15 protein-coding genes are annotated in these 13,218 nt (G+C 74.0%); 1 reads left to right on the top strand and 14 read right to left on the bottom strand.

Translation table 11 applies throughout. The annotated features are described in order from the left end of the window. Positions 1 to 163: 163 nt before the first annotated feature. The 10 genes from FXF51_RS26765 to thrC form a co-directional block, all read right to left on the bottom strand. Entirely contained in the window at positions 164 to 556 is a 393-nt protein-coding gene (locus FXF51_RS26765; protein ID WP_148437413.1) for a VOC family protein, read from the bottom strand. Then, positions 556 to 1,170 (bottom strand): SRPBCC family protein, encoded by a 615-nt coding sequence (locus FXF51_RS26760; RefSeq protein ID WP_262379855.1) that lies wholly within the window; start codon positions 1,168 to 1,170, stop codon positions 556 to 558. The genes FXF51_RS26765 and FXF51_RS26760 overlap by 1 nt, the downstream gene beginning before the upstream one ends. Next, positions 1,167 to 1,520: an ArsR/SmtB family transcription factor gene (locus FXF51_RS26755; RefSeq protein ID WP_148437412.1), complete on the bottom strand. Its 354-nt coding sequence runs from the start codon at positions 1,518 to 1,520 to the stop codon at positions 1,167 to 1,169. Before FXF51_RS26755 ends, FXF51_RS26760 begins: the two co-directional genes overlap by 4 nt. A 53-nt stretch (positions 1,521 to 1,573) precedes the next feature. After that, complete coding sequence (locus FXF51_RS26750) at positions 1,574 to 2,179, bottom strand: energy-coupling factor transporter transmembrane component T family protein (protein WP_148437411.1); 606 nt, start codon at positions 2,177 to 2,179, stop codon at positions 1,574 to 1,576. Positions 2,180 to 2,193: 14 nt separating this feature from the next. Beyond that, a complete protein-coding gene (locus FXF51_RS26745) occupies positions 2,194 to 2,871 on the bottom strand; it encodes an energy-coupling factor ABC transporter ATP-binding protein (RefSeq protein WP_148437410.1) in 678 nt (225 codons plus the stop codon). After that, the gene (locus FXF51_RS26740; RefSeq protein WP_262379854.1) at positions 2,871 to 3,986 is read right to left on the bottom strand and encodes a thiolase family protein; all 1,116 of its coding nucleotides are present in this window, start codon (positions 3,984 to 3,986) and stop codon (positions 2,871 to 2,873) included. The genes FXF51_RS26745 and FXF51_RS26740 overlap by 1 nt, the downstream gene beginning before the upstream one ends. Before the next feature lie 120 nt (positions 3,987 to 4,106). Next, positions 4,107 to 5,576 carry a class I adenylate-forming enzyme family protein gene (locus FXF51_RS26735; RefSeq protein ID WP_148437408.1) on the bottom strand — a complete coding sequence of 490 codons (1,470 nt, stop codon included), beginning with the start codon at positions 5,574 to 5,576 and terminating at the stop codon, positions 4,107 to 4,109. 7 nt (positions 5,577 to 5,583) lie between these two features. Continuing rightward, complete coding sequence (locus FXF51_RS26730; protein WP_148437407.1) at positions 5,584 to 6,183, bottom strand: biotin transporter BioY; 600 nt, start codon at positions 6,181 to 6,183, stop codon at positions 5,584 to 5,586. 65 nt (positions 6,184 to 6,248) lie between these two features. After that, entirely contained in the window at positions 6,249 to 6,902 is a 654-nt protein-coding gene (locus FXF51_RS26725) for a DNA/RNA non-specific endonuclease (protein WP_187414584.1), read from the bottom strand. 160 nt (positions 6,903 to 7,062) lie between these two features. Continuing rightward, entirely contained in the window at positions 7,063 to 8,127 is a 1,065-nt protein-coding gene (gene thrC / locus FXF51_RS26720) for a threonine synthase (RefSeq protein WP_148437405.1), read from the bottom strand. A gap of 64 nt (positions 8,128 to 8,191) precedes the next feature. Between thrC and FXF51_RS26715 the strand changes: the two genes are divergently transcribed. Beyond that, the gene (locus FXF51_RS26715) at positions 8,192 to 9,007 is read left to right on the top strand and encodes a MurR/RpiR family transcriptional regulator (RefSeq protein ID WP_148437404.1); all 816 of its coding nucleotides are present in this window, start codon (positions 8,192 to 8,194) and stop codon (positions 9,005 to 9,007) included. Positions 9,008 to 9,096: 89 nt separating this feature from the next. Here FXF51_RS26715 and FXF51_RS26710 read toward each other — a convergent pair whose 3' ends face one another. The 4 genes from FXF51_RS26710 to FXF51_RS26695 form a co-directional block, all read right to left on the bottom strand. After that, on the bottom strand, positions 9,097 to 10,653 hold the full coding sequence (locus tag FXF51_RS26710; protein WP_187414583.1) for a carboxylesterase/lipase family protein: 1,557 nt from the start codon (positions 10,651 to 10,653) through the stop codon (positions 9,097 to 9,099). Positions 10,654 to 10,730: 77 nt separating this feature from the next. Continuing rightward, on the bottom strand, positions 10,731 to 11,270 hold the full coding sequence (locus tag FXF51_RS26705; protein WP_262379853.1) for a GNAT family N-acetyltransferase: 540 nt from the start codon (positions 11,268 to 11,270) through the stop codon (positions 10,731 to 10,733). Next, complete coding sequence (locus FXF51_RS26700; protein ID WP_262379852.1) at positions 11,267 to 11,824, bottom strand: helix-turn-helix domain-containing protein; 558 nt, start codon at positions 11,822 to 11,824, stop codon at positions 11,267 to 11,269. The genes FXF51_RS26705 and FXF51_RS26700 overlap by 4 nt, the downstream gene beginning before the upstream one ends. Next, positions 11,821 to 13,188: a hypothetical protein gene (locus FXF51_RS26695; RefSeq protein WP_148437401.1), complete on the bottom strand. Its 1,368-nt coding sequence runs from the start codon at positions 13,186 to 13,188 to the stop codon at positions 11,821 to 11,823. The genes FXF51_RS26700 and FXF51_RS26695 overlap by 4 nt, the downstream gene beginning before the upstream one ends. Positions 13,189 to 13,218: the final 30 nt, after the last annotated feature.

The raw sequence follows: 13,218 nt of genomic DNA, 5'->3' as shown, positions 1-13,218 counted from the left end.
AGCACCTGGCCGCGGGTGCTGCCGCCCGGGTCCGCCGGGGGTTCGAGCCTTTCGCCGAGAGCGGCCGAGGCCGCCGCCAGAATCCGCTCCATGCGCGAGACCCTGAGCGGCGGCCGGTCTCACGCCAGGTCGAGCCGGCGGGCGGCACCGCAGCGGCCGCTGCTCACGCCAGGTTGAGCTGCCAGGAGACGCCGAAGCGGTCGTTGACCCAGCCGAACTTCGTGCTGAACCCGTACGACCCGAGCGGCATGAGCGCCTGCCTGCCCTCCCCCAGCGCGTCGTACAGCCGCTGAAGCTGCTCGTCACTGTCGCACTCGACGAACAGCGACATCGACGGCGTGAAGGTGAAGGCATGCGCGGGCGGGCTGTCGAAGCACCGGTACTCCTGCCCGGCCAGCGAGAACACCGCCTGCTTCACCGTGCCCTCCGCCCCGTCCTCCCCCGGCCCGAAGCGCTCGACGGCCACCACCTTGCCGTCGTCGAACAGCGACACGTAGAAGTTCATCGCCTCCTCGGCGTCGCGGTTCTGGAACATCAGGAACGTGGTGATCTTCATCAGGAGCCCTCCTCGGGTGCGTACGCCGCGCTGGTCGCGGCGACTGTGGCGGCGACGACGTCCTCCGGGGCCCCCGAGGCCCGGTGGGCCTCGCCCCACGCCCTGGTGCTGCCGAGGATGTAGGCGCGGCCCTCCTCGGTGAGATGGAAGGCGGCCTCGTCCACCTTCTCGCCACCCGCCAGGTGCAGGGCCAGGCCGAGCAGGGCCAGATCCCAGCCGACGCCGACGGCGCCGGGCCCGAACTGTCCCCAGAACTCCTCGGGCGGCTCGGCGGTGTGGGTCAGCTCGAACAGGGTGCCGCCGTCCTTGGCGGCCAGGCGCACCTCGACCTCGGAGAAGCCGGGGTCGGGGCCGAACAGCCAGGAGACCTTGAGCAGGCTGGGCGGCTCGCAGCGCAGGATCTCGCCGCCGGCGTTGCCTTCGAGCTGGTACTTGCCGCCCAGGCGAAGGTCGCCGCTGATGGGCATGAACCAGCGGCTGAGCCGGTCGGGGTCGGTGCAGGCCTGCCAGACGTCCTCGACCTCGGCGTCGTAGTGGCGGCGCAGCACGACGACCTTGCGGGTGCCGTCGGTGAGTTCGCGGTGCGCCTGGGTGAGTTGGTCGATCATCTTCATGGATTGTCCTTCTTCTCGCTGTTGAGACGGCGTTCGCGGTTGCCCCGGGCCAGCTCCGTGGCCAGCGCGTCCAGGCGCTGGTCCCAGAAACCCCTGAAACGCTCCAGCCAGAGGTCGACCTCCTGGAGCGGCCCCGCCTCCACGGCGTAGAGGCGCCGGGTGCCCTGGGACCGCACGCTGGCGAACCCGTTGTCCCGCAGCACCCGCAGGTGCTGGGAGACGGCGGGCTGGGAGATGCCGAACTCGCGCTGGATGACGGCGGTGACGTCTCCGGAGCTGCGCTCACCGCCTGCGAGCAGCTCCAGGATCCGGCGGCGGACCGGATCGCCGAGGACGTCGAATGCGTGCACGGCCCGAAGTGTTTCAGTGTCGGCTTATATAAGTCAAGCCCGGTATAACGGGATCAGTCGTCCAGGCCGCGAGCGCTGAGCGCCTCCCCCAGCGCGTCGGCGTGCCGCAGCGAGCTGACCACCAGCGGCACCGCGAACGCCCGCAGGCTGCGCTCGACGCCCCTGGCCCGCTGCGCCTCCCTGACGCGGGCGGCCAGCCCCGCCACCACCGGCACGCTGCGCACGGTCAGCGACAACAACAGCGACAGCCTGAACGGGTCCAGCCCCACGAACCTGACCGGCGACAGGCACCACTCCAGCGCCCGCATCATGTCGGCCGTGCGGGTGGTGAGCGTGACCAGCCCGGCCAGCGCCACGGCCAGCACCACCCGCAGCGTCGTCGAGATCGCCCCGTCGAGGCCGGCGAAGACGAGCTGCATCCCGAACAACGCCACCGCGAACCACCGCACCGGCCTGACCTGCGCCCACGCCGCCGCCACGCCCACCCGCGACAGCGCGTACAGGGCCGCGGTCACGACCGCCGCCACGGCCAGGGCCGCCGGCGTGCGCAGCAGCACCAGGGTGGTGCAGGCCGCGGCGAGCGCGGCCAGCTTGGCGCCGGCGGGCAGGCGGTGCAGGACGGAGGAACCGGGGACGTAGGCGCCGGTCAAGCTGTTCACGCCACTCGCGCCACTCACGCCATGAGCTTCCTGTAGTGGCCGATGGCCTCCCCCGGGGAGCCGTCGGCGACGACGCGGCCCTCGTCCAGCACCAGCACGCGGTCGAAGCCGGTCAGCAGCGGCAGGTCGTGGGTGACCACCAGCACCTGCTGCGGCATGTCGCGCAGCAGGTCGCCGACCTGGCGCGAATGGCGCAGGTCCAGCAGTGTGGTCGGCTCGTCCATGACCAGGATGTCGGGCTCCAGCACCATGACCGAGCAGAGCGCCAGGAGTTGCTTCTGGCCGCCCGACAGATGGTGGGCGGGATGGTCGGCGTGATCGGCCAGGCGGTAGCGGGACAGGACGTCCGTCACGCGCCGCTCGACCTCCTCGCGGGACAGGCCCTTGCGGCGCAGCGAGAACGCCACGTCCTCGGCCACCGTCGGCATCACGATCTGCGCGTCGGGGTCGGTGAACAGGAAGCCGACCCCGCGCCTGATCTTGGCGGCGTGGCGGCGGGTGTCCAGGCCGAGCACGGTGACGCTGCCGGAGGTCGGCAGCGCCAGGCCGTTGACCAGGCGGGCGAGCGTGCTCTTGCCGGAGCCGTTCGCGCCGACCACGCCGATCCGCCGCTCGGACAGGGAGGCGGTGACGCCGCGCAGCACGTCGCGCTGACCGAGCCGGACGTGCACGTCGGCGAAGTCGATGGCCATCAGACCACCTCGAACAGCGCGGCCACGCCCAGCCCGCCGCCGACGGCCGCCGCCGCCAGGCCCAGCGTCCCCGGCGGGGCGGCGGCCCGTACGAGACCGCTGAACAGCCTGGTCACCACGACCGCCCCGGTCGCGCCCCACGGGTGCCCGAGCGCCAGCGCCCCGCCGCCGGGGCACACCCGGTCGGCGTCGGCGCCCAGCGGGTCGAGCCCGAGCGCGTCGGTCACCGCCAGCATCTGCGCCGCGAACGCCTCCACCATCTCCACCGCCGCGACCTGCTCCAATCCCACCCCCGCACGCGCCAGCACCCGGCGGATCGCCGGCACCGGCCCCCATCCGGGCAGCCCGGGATCGCATCCGACGACGGCCCCGGCCACCAGCCGCATCCCCGGCAGGCCCGCGCGAAGCCGCTCCGGCACGATCGCCACGGCCGCCGCGCCGTCGCTGACCGGGGACGCGTTACCGGCCGTCACTGTACCTTCCGCGACGAACGCCGCAGGCAGGCGGGCCAGCGACGCCGCCCGCAGCGGGCGCGGGCGCTGGTCGTCGCGGCGCTCGCCGATCGGCACGATCTCCCGCTCGAAGCGGCCCGCCTGGCGGGCCGCCAGGGCGCGGGCGTGGCTGCGGCAGGCGTAGGCGTCCTGGCGTTCGCGGCCGATCCCGTACGCCGCCGCGAGCGCTTCGGCGGCCGGCCCCATGTCGGGGTCGGGATGGCCGGCGGGCGTGAACGGCGCCCGCTCGTACGGCCGCTCCGCCCCTCTGAACGTGCGCAGCGGCGCGGTCGAGGCGCTCTCGGCCCCGCCCGCGATCACCAGGTCCGCCTCGCCGGCGCGCACGGCCTGCCCGGCCACCAGGATCGCGGCCAGCCCGCTGCCGCACTGCCGGTCCACCGTCAGCCCGGGCACCTCGTGTCCCAGGCCCGCGGCCAGCGCCGACACCCGGGCCACGTTCCCGCCGGGTCCCATGCAGTTGCCCAGCACCACGTCATCGACCCGCCGCCCGGGAAGCTGCGCCGCCACGGCGGCGATCACGGGGGCGGCCAGCCGGTCGACGGTCAGGTCCTTGTAGGCGTGCCCGGCGGTGCCGATGGGCGTGCGCAGCGCCGCCACCACCACGGGGGCGTCACCCAGGTCAGCCCGGCCCCTGTCAGCCCGGCCCCAGTTAGCGCGGCCCCAGTCAGCGCGGCCCCTGTCAGACCAGCTCATCTCAGACTGCCCCTGTCAGACCAGCTCATTTCAGACCAGCCGCCTGATCTCGGGGTCGCCGCCCGCCAGCCGGTCGGCGACCAGGGCGCGGGCGGGTTTGCCCGTCGGGTTGCGCGGCAGGCTCGGCACCACGAACCAGCGGCGCGGCCGTTGCGCCGCGTCCAGCCCGCCCCTGGCGGTGGCCTCCAGCAGGGCGCGCGGCGGCTGCAGGGCGGGCTCCGCCTCGACGACGGCCGTCACGACCGAGCCCAGCGACGGGTGCGGCAGCCCGACCACCACGATGTCGCCCACGCCGGGCACCTGCCTGAGCACCTCCTCGACGTCCTCGGGCACGACGGTGGCGCCGCCCGTCTGGATGGCGCCGTCGCCGCGTCCGCGCAGCCGCAACACCTGTCCTTCCCGGTACGGCTCCGCCAGGTCGCCGACGGTCACCCAGCCGTCACCGTCGCACCGCAGCGGCCCGGCGGCGCCCGCCAGGTAGCCCTCCGCCAGCCAGGGCGAGCGGGCCCACACCTCGCCGAGCGGCCCGTGGGAGCCGGTACGGACCTCGATCTCCACGCCGGGAAAGGGCCGCAGCCCGCCCCCGTCCGCGTCGGCGGCCACGAACGACAGCTCGGTCGCCCCGTAGTACGACACCACGCGAACCCCGGCCGCGGCGGCGTCCGCCCGCGTGCCGGCGTCGAGCGCCGCGCCGCCGACCACGGCCACGCGGACGGAGCCGGGCCGCGCGAGCACGTCGGGCAGGCGGTGCGGTACCACGTGCACGACGCTCGCCCTGTCCAGCTGGGCGGTCAGGGATCGGCCGGGCCAGCGGCCGGGCAGGAGTGCCGTCGCGCCGGTGGCCAGGGTGTGCAGGGCGGCGAAGGAGTACAGGGAGGAGACGAGCGGGCCCGGCACCAGCACGACGTCGTCCGGGCCGATCCCGGTCAGCTCGTCCAGGTGCGGGTAGGAGCCAGTCCACGAGGCGCGGGTGCGGACGATGGCGCGGGGGCGGCCGGTGCTGCCCGAGCTGAAGCACGCCCAGGCCAGGTCGTCCGGGCGCGCCTCGCCCCACACGGACGGGCCCGCGTCGGACGAGCCCGCGTCGGACGGGCCCGCATCGGACGAGCCCGCGTCGGACGGGCCCGCATCGGACGGACGCGCGCGGAGCGAACCCGCGTCGGACGGGAGTGCGTCGGACGGGAGCGGCGTGTCGATGCGGGCGGCGAGGTCCTCGCCGGTGATCTGGTCCCACCGCTCGCCGTCCCAGGCGGGGTCGCCCACCAGCGGCGTGGCTCCGGCCAGGTCGGCCGCCAGCACGGCGGTGAGCAGCTCCACGGGGTCGGCCAGGGCGACGGCTACCAGCGCGCCGGGCCCGACGCCCCGCCCGCGCAGGTGACGGGCGGCGCCGTCGATCTTCCCGGCGAACCGGGCGTAGGTCAGCTCGCCCGCGGGACCGCACACGGCGAGCCGGGACGGGCGCTCGGCGGCGTGCGCCAGGACGTGTCGTGCTACGGGCATGAAGGGGTCAACGCCCCCGGTCCGAGCGCACGCGTTCCCGGTGCACGGCGGGCACCGCGTCGGGGTAGGCCCGCTGCGTGCCCCTGGCCACGACCGCGGTCAGCCCCGCCTTGATCAGGTCGCCCGGCAGGAAGACGAGGGTGCTCAGCGCGGCCGCGCCGAGCGAGATCCCGCTCACGAGCGACCACACGGGGATCCCGAACAAGTAGATCACGCCGATGCAACCTACCAAGCAGGCCACGAACAGTTGCAGGGTGCTCGGGTCGCGGCCCGCCCGCTCCGTCAGCCACCCGGTCACCGCCGCGCCGGGCAGCCAGCCGATCAGGAACCCGGCCGAAGGCCCGGTGAACACCCCGAGCCCGCCCCGCCCGCCGGCCGCCAGCGGCAGCCCGGCGGCGATCAGCACGAGCAGCACCAGGACGGCCAGCGCGGCCCGCCACGAGCCCAGGATCACCCCGGCCAGCATGACGCCCATCGTCTGGAGCGTGATGGGAACGGCGGCCCCGAAGACGTTCAGCGTGCCCGGCACGCCGAGGACGGCGATGAGCGCCGCGAACACGGCCACCCTCGCCAGGGTCTGCGTCGCGATCCCGCGCTGTTTCTTCATGGAGTCGATCCCACACCACGAGGGTCACGGACGGGCATGGAGGGATCCCACAACTTTCCGGCGGATCATCTGCGAGTGATTGATACCGTCCGCACAGTGCAGCGGGCCTCCTGGAACGCCTTGGTGATCTTTTCCTGCCTGGCCTCGAACTCCTTGGCGGGCAGCGCGCGGTTCGGCAGGTCGAACTTCAGCTTTCCGGGGGCCGACAGGGTGATCGTGATCTGGTCGGGGGCGAGGGTGTCGCGGTCGGGGTAGCGCAGGCGCACCCGGTAGCCGGCCACGGCGCCGTCGCCGTCCAGGCAGGAGCGGGCGCCGTCCTCGACGCGTTTCATCAGGCCCTGGTTGATCTGCCTGCCCTGCATGGGGACGAGGTTGTAGCGCAGGCCGACGCCGTCGAAGGAGGCGGCGATGAGGTGGCCGCCGTTCCAGTCGCCGCTGCCGCCCCAGTTGCCGACGGTGCTCTGGCAGCCGGTGCGTGCGGCGCTCTTGTCGGTGAGTCTCCTGGCCAGGGCCTCGACGGGGCGTCCGGCGTCGTCGGTGGTGAAGGTGTGGTGGTGGGCGTGGTAGGTGTGGGCCGGCTTCAGGTGGCGCTCGCATGGAGCGGTCTCCGGCGCGTACGCGGGCGCCGCCGCCCCGGCGGTGAGCAGGAGGGCGGCGGCGCTCGCGCGCCGCAGGGCAGGCAGGATCGGGGGCAGGATCGGGGGCAGGATCGGGGGCACGGTGGCGTTCCTCTCGGGAAGGGAAGATCGCCGGCCAGGCGCGATACGCCGATGGAGGGGCAGGCATATGGCCGTATCGGCCGCCTCGTCGGCTTTGTCGCGACATTCGTGCCCGTGACCGAAGTCACATAACGTTGCCTAATGGTTACTGTTAGTTGTTTCAGGCGGCCAGGCGTAGGGCGCGGGCCACGTCCGAGGTGGCGGCCGAGGTCTCGGTGGCGGTGTAACCGTCACGCAGGGAGGCGTCGAGGTCCTTCAGCCCGTTGCCGCTGAGCGTGATCACGATGCGCAGGCCGGGCTCCAGCCCGCCCCTGGCGTGCAGGTCGAGCAGGCCCGCCACGCCGGCCGCGGAGGCGGGCTCGGCGAAGACGCCGTCACGGCGGGCCACCAGCCGGTACGCCGCGAAGATCTGCTCGTCGGTCACCGCGGCGATGAACCCGCCCGACTCGTCGCGGGCGGCCAGCGCGCCGTCCCAGGTGGCCGGGCGGCCGATGTTGATCGCGGTGGCCGCCGTGCGGGGCAGGGCGACGGGCTCGCCGCGGACGAACGGGGCCGCGCCCGCCGCCTGGAAGCCCCACAGGCGCGGCAGCCGCGACGACAGCCCGGCCTCGCGGTAGTTGCGGTAGCCGCCCCAGGTGGCGGTGATGTTGCCGCCGTTGCCCACCGGCAGGCAGTGCACGTCGGGCGCGTCGCCGAGCGCGTCCACGATCTCGTACGCCACCGTGCGCTGCCCCGACAGGCGCAGCTCGTTGCCGACCGAGTTGACCAGCGCGATCGGGTGGTGGGCGGCCAGCTCGCGGGCCACCCGCAGGCAGTCGTCGAAGGTGCCGTCGATCTCCACGATCTCGGCGCCGTACCGGACGGCCTGGCTCAGCTTGCCCAGCGCGACGCCGCTCCTGGGCACCAGCACGGCGGCGGTCAGCCCGGCGCGGGCGGCGTAGGCGGCGGCCGAGGCGCTGGTGTTGCCCGTGGAGGCGCAGATGACCACTTCGGCGCCGGCCTCGGCGGCCCGGCTGATCGCCACCGTCATGCCGCGGTCCTTGAACGAGCCCGTCGGGTTCGCGCCCTCCACCTTCAGCCAGACCTCGCACCCCGTCAGCTCCGACAGGTGCGCCGAGCGCAGCAGCGGAGTGTTGCCCTCGTTGAGCGAGACGGACGGGGTGTCGGGGGTGACCGGCAGCCAACGCCGGTACGGGCTGTCGATGAGGCCGTGCCAGGTAGTCATGGCGGCACCGTAACACTCGTTTCGCCTATTTCGTCAAACGGGGGTTGATGTAACATTTGTCATTGTGGAGAACGATCCGATCGCGGCCCGCCTCGGCGCCGTCTATCCCGAGTTGCCGCCCGGGGAGCGCGCCGTCGTGCGCGTGCTGCTCGACGACTACCCGTTCGCGGCGCTCGGCTCGCTGCGCGCCCTGGCCGAGCGGGCGGGGGTGAGCCCGCCGACGGCCTCGCGGCTGTTCGACCGGCTCGGGTTCGGCGGGTTCGCCGCGTTCCAGGCGGCCGTGCGGCACGGGGCCCGCGATCGTTCCCAGCTCCTGGAGCACGTCGCGGGGCCCACGAACCTCGGTCAGGCGGCGGAGGACCTGCGGGCCGGGCTCGACGGCACGCTGGCCGCCGTCCCCGAGTCGCTCTGCAACAAGGTGGCCGCGCTGCTGGCCGAGGCGCGCACCGTGTGGGCGCTCGGTGGCCCGCTGAGCGAGCTGGCGGCCGAATACCTGATCCGCCAGCTCGCCAGCCTGCGGCCCGGCGCGCACCGGGTGCCCGACCCGGCGCCCGCCCGCGCCCGTACGGTGCTGGACCTGGGGCCGTCCGACGTGGTCGTGGCCTACGACTTCCGCCGCTACTCCCCCGACACCGCCCGGTTCGTGCGCGCCGCGCACGAGCGGGGCGCGCGCCTGGTGCTCGTCACCGACGCCTGGGGGTCACCGCTGGCCGCGCAGGCGGAGGTGCTGATCAGCCTGCCGCGCGAGGCGAGCGGCCCGATCGCGCCGCTCGCGCACGAGATCGCGGTCACCGAGCTGCTGCTCGTCGCCGCCGCCGCGCTGCTCGCGCCCGCCCGGCGGCTGGCCGACCTTGACAAGCTCACCCGCTCCCTGTCCTGAGCCGACCTGGACGAGCTCGCCCAGTCCCTTTCCTGAGCCGACCTCGACCAGCTCACCCGCTAGTTGTCCTGAGCCGACCTCGATCCAGCTCAGCCACCCCCCGCCCTGAGGCGCGGGGTGGTGCCCAGCGACGCCCAGAACGCGCAGTTGCTCGCCTTGGCCGGGTCCACCGTGCGGATGCCGCGCGGCCCCGGCGCCAGGCTCAGCACGTCGCCCGTCGAGCGGTAGCGCGGCCAGCCCGCCGCCTTGGGACGGCCGGTGGCGGCGAACGACGTCCAGAAGCCGACCATGGCGTCCGACAGCCGCTCCTGCTCGGCGTTCAGCCCGGCGCCCGGCAGCAGCCCGGGGAACAGGTACTCCAGCTCGGAGGCGTGGTAGGCGCCCTCCTCGAACCCCGGCACGTCGATCAGCGGCGGCGCCGTCCTGTCGGCGAACTGGTAGCCCCAGACCGGCACGCCGGAGCGCGCGAACAGGCCGAGCGCGTCCAGATGGCCGCAGGTCGACAGCGGAGAGCCGAAGTCGGTCAGCAGCGTCGCGACCGCGATCCGCAGGTCCGGATAGGCCGAGGCGGGGTAGCGGGCCAGGACCGCGTCGGCGTCGGCGCCGTAGGTGCCACGCACGAACGCCTCGTACTGCTCCACCGTGATCGGCTGCGGGTACTGCAGCGACAGGAACAGCCGCATCTCGTCCAGGGTGTTGCCGTGGATGATCGGCATGCGGTTGTAGCGCCCCGAGGCGAACGCCTCGTACGGCTGCGCGGGCAGCACGTGGTCGGCCCCCGCCACGGCGTACGGGTTGTCCTCCTGGTAGCTCTCCAGCATCGTCCGCACGGGCAGCGCGCGCAGGCAGGCCGCGTCGGAGCAGCCCACGGCCGTGGCGAAGCCGGCGCCCGCCGTCTCGGCCTCCTGCTCGGTCCTGGTCGGCCAGGCGCAGCTGTAGCTCTGCGGGATCGCGCGGTGGAACAGGCCCGCCGCCGTCGGCGAGGCCAGGTTGGCGCAGGTGTCGGCGCCGCCCGCCGACTCGCCGAACAGGGTCACGTTGCCCGGGTCGCCGCCGAAGGCCGCGATGTTGCGGCGCACCCAGCGCAGCGCCGCCTGCTGGTCGAGCAGCCCGTAGTTGCCGCTCTGGTAGCGTTCGCCGGCCTCCAGCGCGGGGTGCGCCAGCCAGCCCAGCACGCCCAGCCGGTAGTTGACGGTGACGACCACGACGCCGCCCTCGACGGCCAGCTTGGCGCCGTCGTACAGGGCGCTGGTGCCGGTGAGGTTGCCGCCGCCGTGCACCCAGACCATCACGGGCAGCCGTCCCGCGCGGCGCGGGGCGGTGACGTTGAGGTAGAGGCAGTCCTCGACGTACGTCGCCACGGGGCCGCCGAAGGGGTTGGCGGGCTGCGCGCACTGGCTGGCGAAGGCCGTCGCGTCGCGCACGCCCCGCCACGCCTCGGCCGGTCGCGGCGCCTTCCAGCGCAGGTCGCCGACGGGCGGCGCGGCGTACGGGATGCCCTTGAACTCCCTGCGGTCGTCCAGCACCTGGCCCTTGACCACGCCCTTGTCCGTCCGCACCTGGTCAGGGGACCTGGACTCAGCGGCGGCGGGGGCGGCGAGGAGGGTGGTGAGGAGCAGAATCGCTGCTGCGGGAATGAGTCGCACGGAAATCTCCTTCCGGCGGAGCGCCCTGACCGTACACGTGTGGGCGCCCTGACCGTACACGCGCGCAGCGCACGCGCCTAGCTGTCCGCCAGCCGCTTGAAGAAGAAGCTGCACTCGCGCAGGGTGCCGTCAGGTGAGGCGGCGTAGTCGGGGACGATGCCGAAACGCGTCCAGCCGCCGGACAGGTAGACGTGCTCGGCGGTGCTGCCCGTCTCGGTGTCCAGCATCAGCAGGCTGACTCCGGCGTCGAGGGCGGCCTGCTCGGCCGTGGCCAGCAGGGCGCGCGACAGGCCCTGGCCGCGCGCGTCGCGGTGCACCATCAGCTTGACGACCTCGGCGCGGTGCCGGGAGTTGGCCTTGACGGCCGGGATCAGGCTGACGGTGCCGGCCAGGACGCCGTCCACCCGGCACACCCACACGAGCTGGCCGCCCGCGGCCACCGACGGTGCCTGCGCCCGCCACCACGCCGCCGCGGCCTCGTGGCGGAACGGGGTCACGAACCCCAGCGAGGCGCCGTCGTCCACGGCGTCGACCAGCAGGTCCGCCAGCTCCTTCACGCTGTGCTCGAACTCCTCGGCGGACAGGCGGGCGATGGTGCGCATGTGATCCCTTCTCACGGCAGGACTATGAAGATCGCGTAACGGGCCTCAAGAGGGCCTGGGCAGCGGAAGCGGGAGGCGCCCCACAGGCGGAAGCGCAGGCAGTCGCCCGCCTCCAGCAGGTGCGTGCGGCCGTTCGCGGTGATCTCCACCGCCCCCTCGAGCGCCCAGATGTGCTGCTCAAGACCTGGTACGGGCGGCGCGTCGTAGGAGATGTCGGCGCCCGGCCGCAGCGTCGCCTCGACGACCTCGCCGCGCAGCCCCGGGTGCGGCGGGGAGAGCGAGCGGCGCACGAACCCCGAGTCCTCGTCCCGCCACACCGGCTGCGCCCCGGCGGTCACGACCTGCGGCGGCTCCTCCTCGACCTCGGCCAGCAGCCGGGACATCGTCCGCCCGTACACTTCGCACAGCTTGCCCAGCAGGGCGGCGGTCGGGCTGATCTCGCCGCGCTCCAGTCTGGACAGCGTCGAGCGGCTGATGCCCGAGCGGTGCGCCAGCTCCTCCAGCGGCCATCCCCGCTCGACGCGCAGTTCGGCGAGGCGGTCGGCGAGCCTCGCGTCCACATCTCTCACATTCGGGATGATATCCCACATCTGGGATGGGCGAGGGCGGCGGCCAGGCAGGCGACCGGGATGACGGGCAGCACGTACCGGTGGTCGAAGTCCAGCACCGCGACCGGGCCGGCCAGCAGCCCGGCCGCCACGGCCCACGGCAGCAGCGCCACGCCGGGCCGCCGCACCGCGGCGTACGCGCCCAGCAGGAGGATCAGACCGAGGAACGGGCCGCGCAGGTAGGCGGCGTACTGGTAGGCGATGAGGAAGTCCGCGTACGGGGACACCGACGACAGGCCGCGAATGTCCGGGTCGTACTCCTGTTTCACCTTGTCGATCAGCGGTTGTTCGGGCAGCTCCCAGTGGCCGCCGGCGAAGCCGAACGCCGGGGTGGTGCGGTCGGGGTGCGGGATCGGCGTCCAGGAGAAGGCGATGGCGGTGTCGCGGACGACGTCGGCCAGGTAGTCCAGCGGCTGGGCGAGGATCGCCTCGATCGCGAACGAGCGGGCGAGGTCGTTGTGCGCGAAACGGCCCCCTGGCAGCAGGTTGAGCGAGGCGCCCGGCGCCCAGACGTACTCGGAGGCGGCGTCCACCTCCGTCCCGTTCGGGCACAGGCGCGCCAGCTCGGGCGGCGGCTGGATGCGGGCGCAGTCGGCGAACGTCATCGTGCGCGCCCACAGGGCCACCCCGTCGGCGCCGCTGATCGCGAACCGGCCGTGGTGGGCGGCGTACCAGGCGGCGTAGCCGGTCAGCGGCAGCGCGGCGGCCACGACCAGCGCGGCCAGGCGCCGCCACCCCACCCGCCGTACCGCCAGCGCCAGCACCACGAGCAGCAGCAGCGGCAGCGCGATCGTCCTGGTCAGCGCCGCCGCTGCGAACAGCAGGCCCGCCCCTGCGGCGGCGCGCACGGACAGCTTCGGCGACCACAGCAGCACCGCCAGCCCGGCCACGACCAGGAAGATGAACTGCGTGTCGGACAGCACGCCGTGCTCCAGGCGCAGGAACGAGGCGTCGAACAGCAGCGGCACCGTCGCCAGGGCCGCCACCCAGCCGGGCGCCGACCTGCGGCGCAGCACCGCGTAGAGCAGCAGCCCGGTGGCCAGGCCGATGGCGTGCTGGACGGCCGCGACCAGCTCCACGCTGTGGAACGGCAGCAGCGCGCGCAGCAGCAGCGGGTAGCCGATGGGGTGGAACGTCGCCGACGGGGCCGGGTGCACGGCGGTGTCGAGGTAGGTGAAGGAGTCGTACCAGTAGAGCGTGACGGGGCGGTAGCCGAGCATCGTCACCACGCGCAGCGCGGCGGCCAGGGCCAGCAGCACGGTGAAGAGGCGGTGACCGTCGAGGCGGGGCTGCGCGGGCAGCGCCACGCGGGTGTCGGTGAGCACGCGAAATCCGATCTCGGGGCATGACTGAGG

The organism is Nonomuraea sp. PA05 (assembly GCF_008086045.1).
Classification (GTDB): Bacteria; Actinomycetota; Actinomycetes; order Streptosporangiales; family Streptosporangiaceae; genus Nonomuraea; species Nonomuraea monospora.
Note: the sequence above shows the minus strand (reverse complement) of the source record. Positions and strands in the feature narration are given on the sequence as shown.

Excerpts from the sequence above, each read along its gene's own strand:
- FXF51_RS26765 (WP_148437413.1), bottom strand. The coding sequence starts at position 556 with ATGAAGATCACCACGTTCCTGATGTTCCAGAACCGCGACGCCGAGGAG.
- FXF51_RS26760 (WP_262379855.1), bottom strand. The coding sequence starts at position 1,170 with ATGAAGATGATCGACCAACTCACCCAGGCGCACCGCGAACTCACCGAC.
- FXF51_RS26745 (WP_148437410.1), bottom strand. The coding sequence starts at position 2,871 with ATGGCCATCGACTTCGCCGACGTGCACGTCCGGCTCGGTCAGCGCGAC.
- FXF51_RS26735 (WP_148437408.1), bottom strand. The coding sequence starts at position 5,576 with ATGCCCGTAGCACGACACGTCCTGGCGCACGCCGCCGAGCGCCCGTCC.
- FXF51_RS26730 (WP_148437407.1), bottom strand. The coding sequence starts at position 6,183 with ATGAAGAAACAGCGCGGGATCGCGACGCAGACCCTGGCGAGGGTGGCC.
- thrC (WP_148437405.1), bottom strand. The coding sequence starts at position 8,127 with ATGACTACCTGGCACGGCCTCATCGACAGCCCGTACCGGCGTTGGCTG.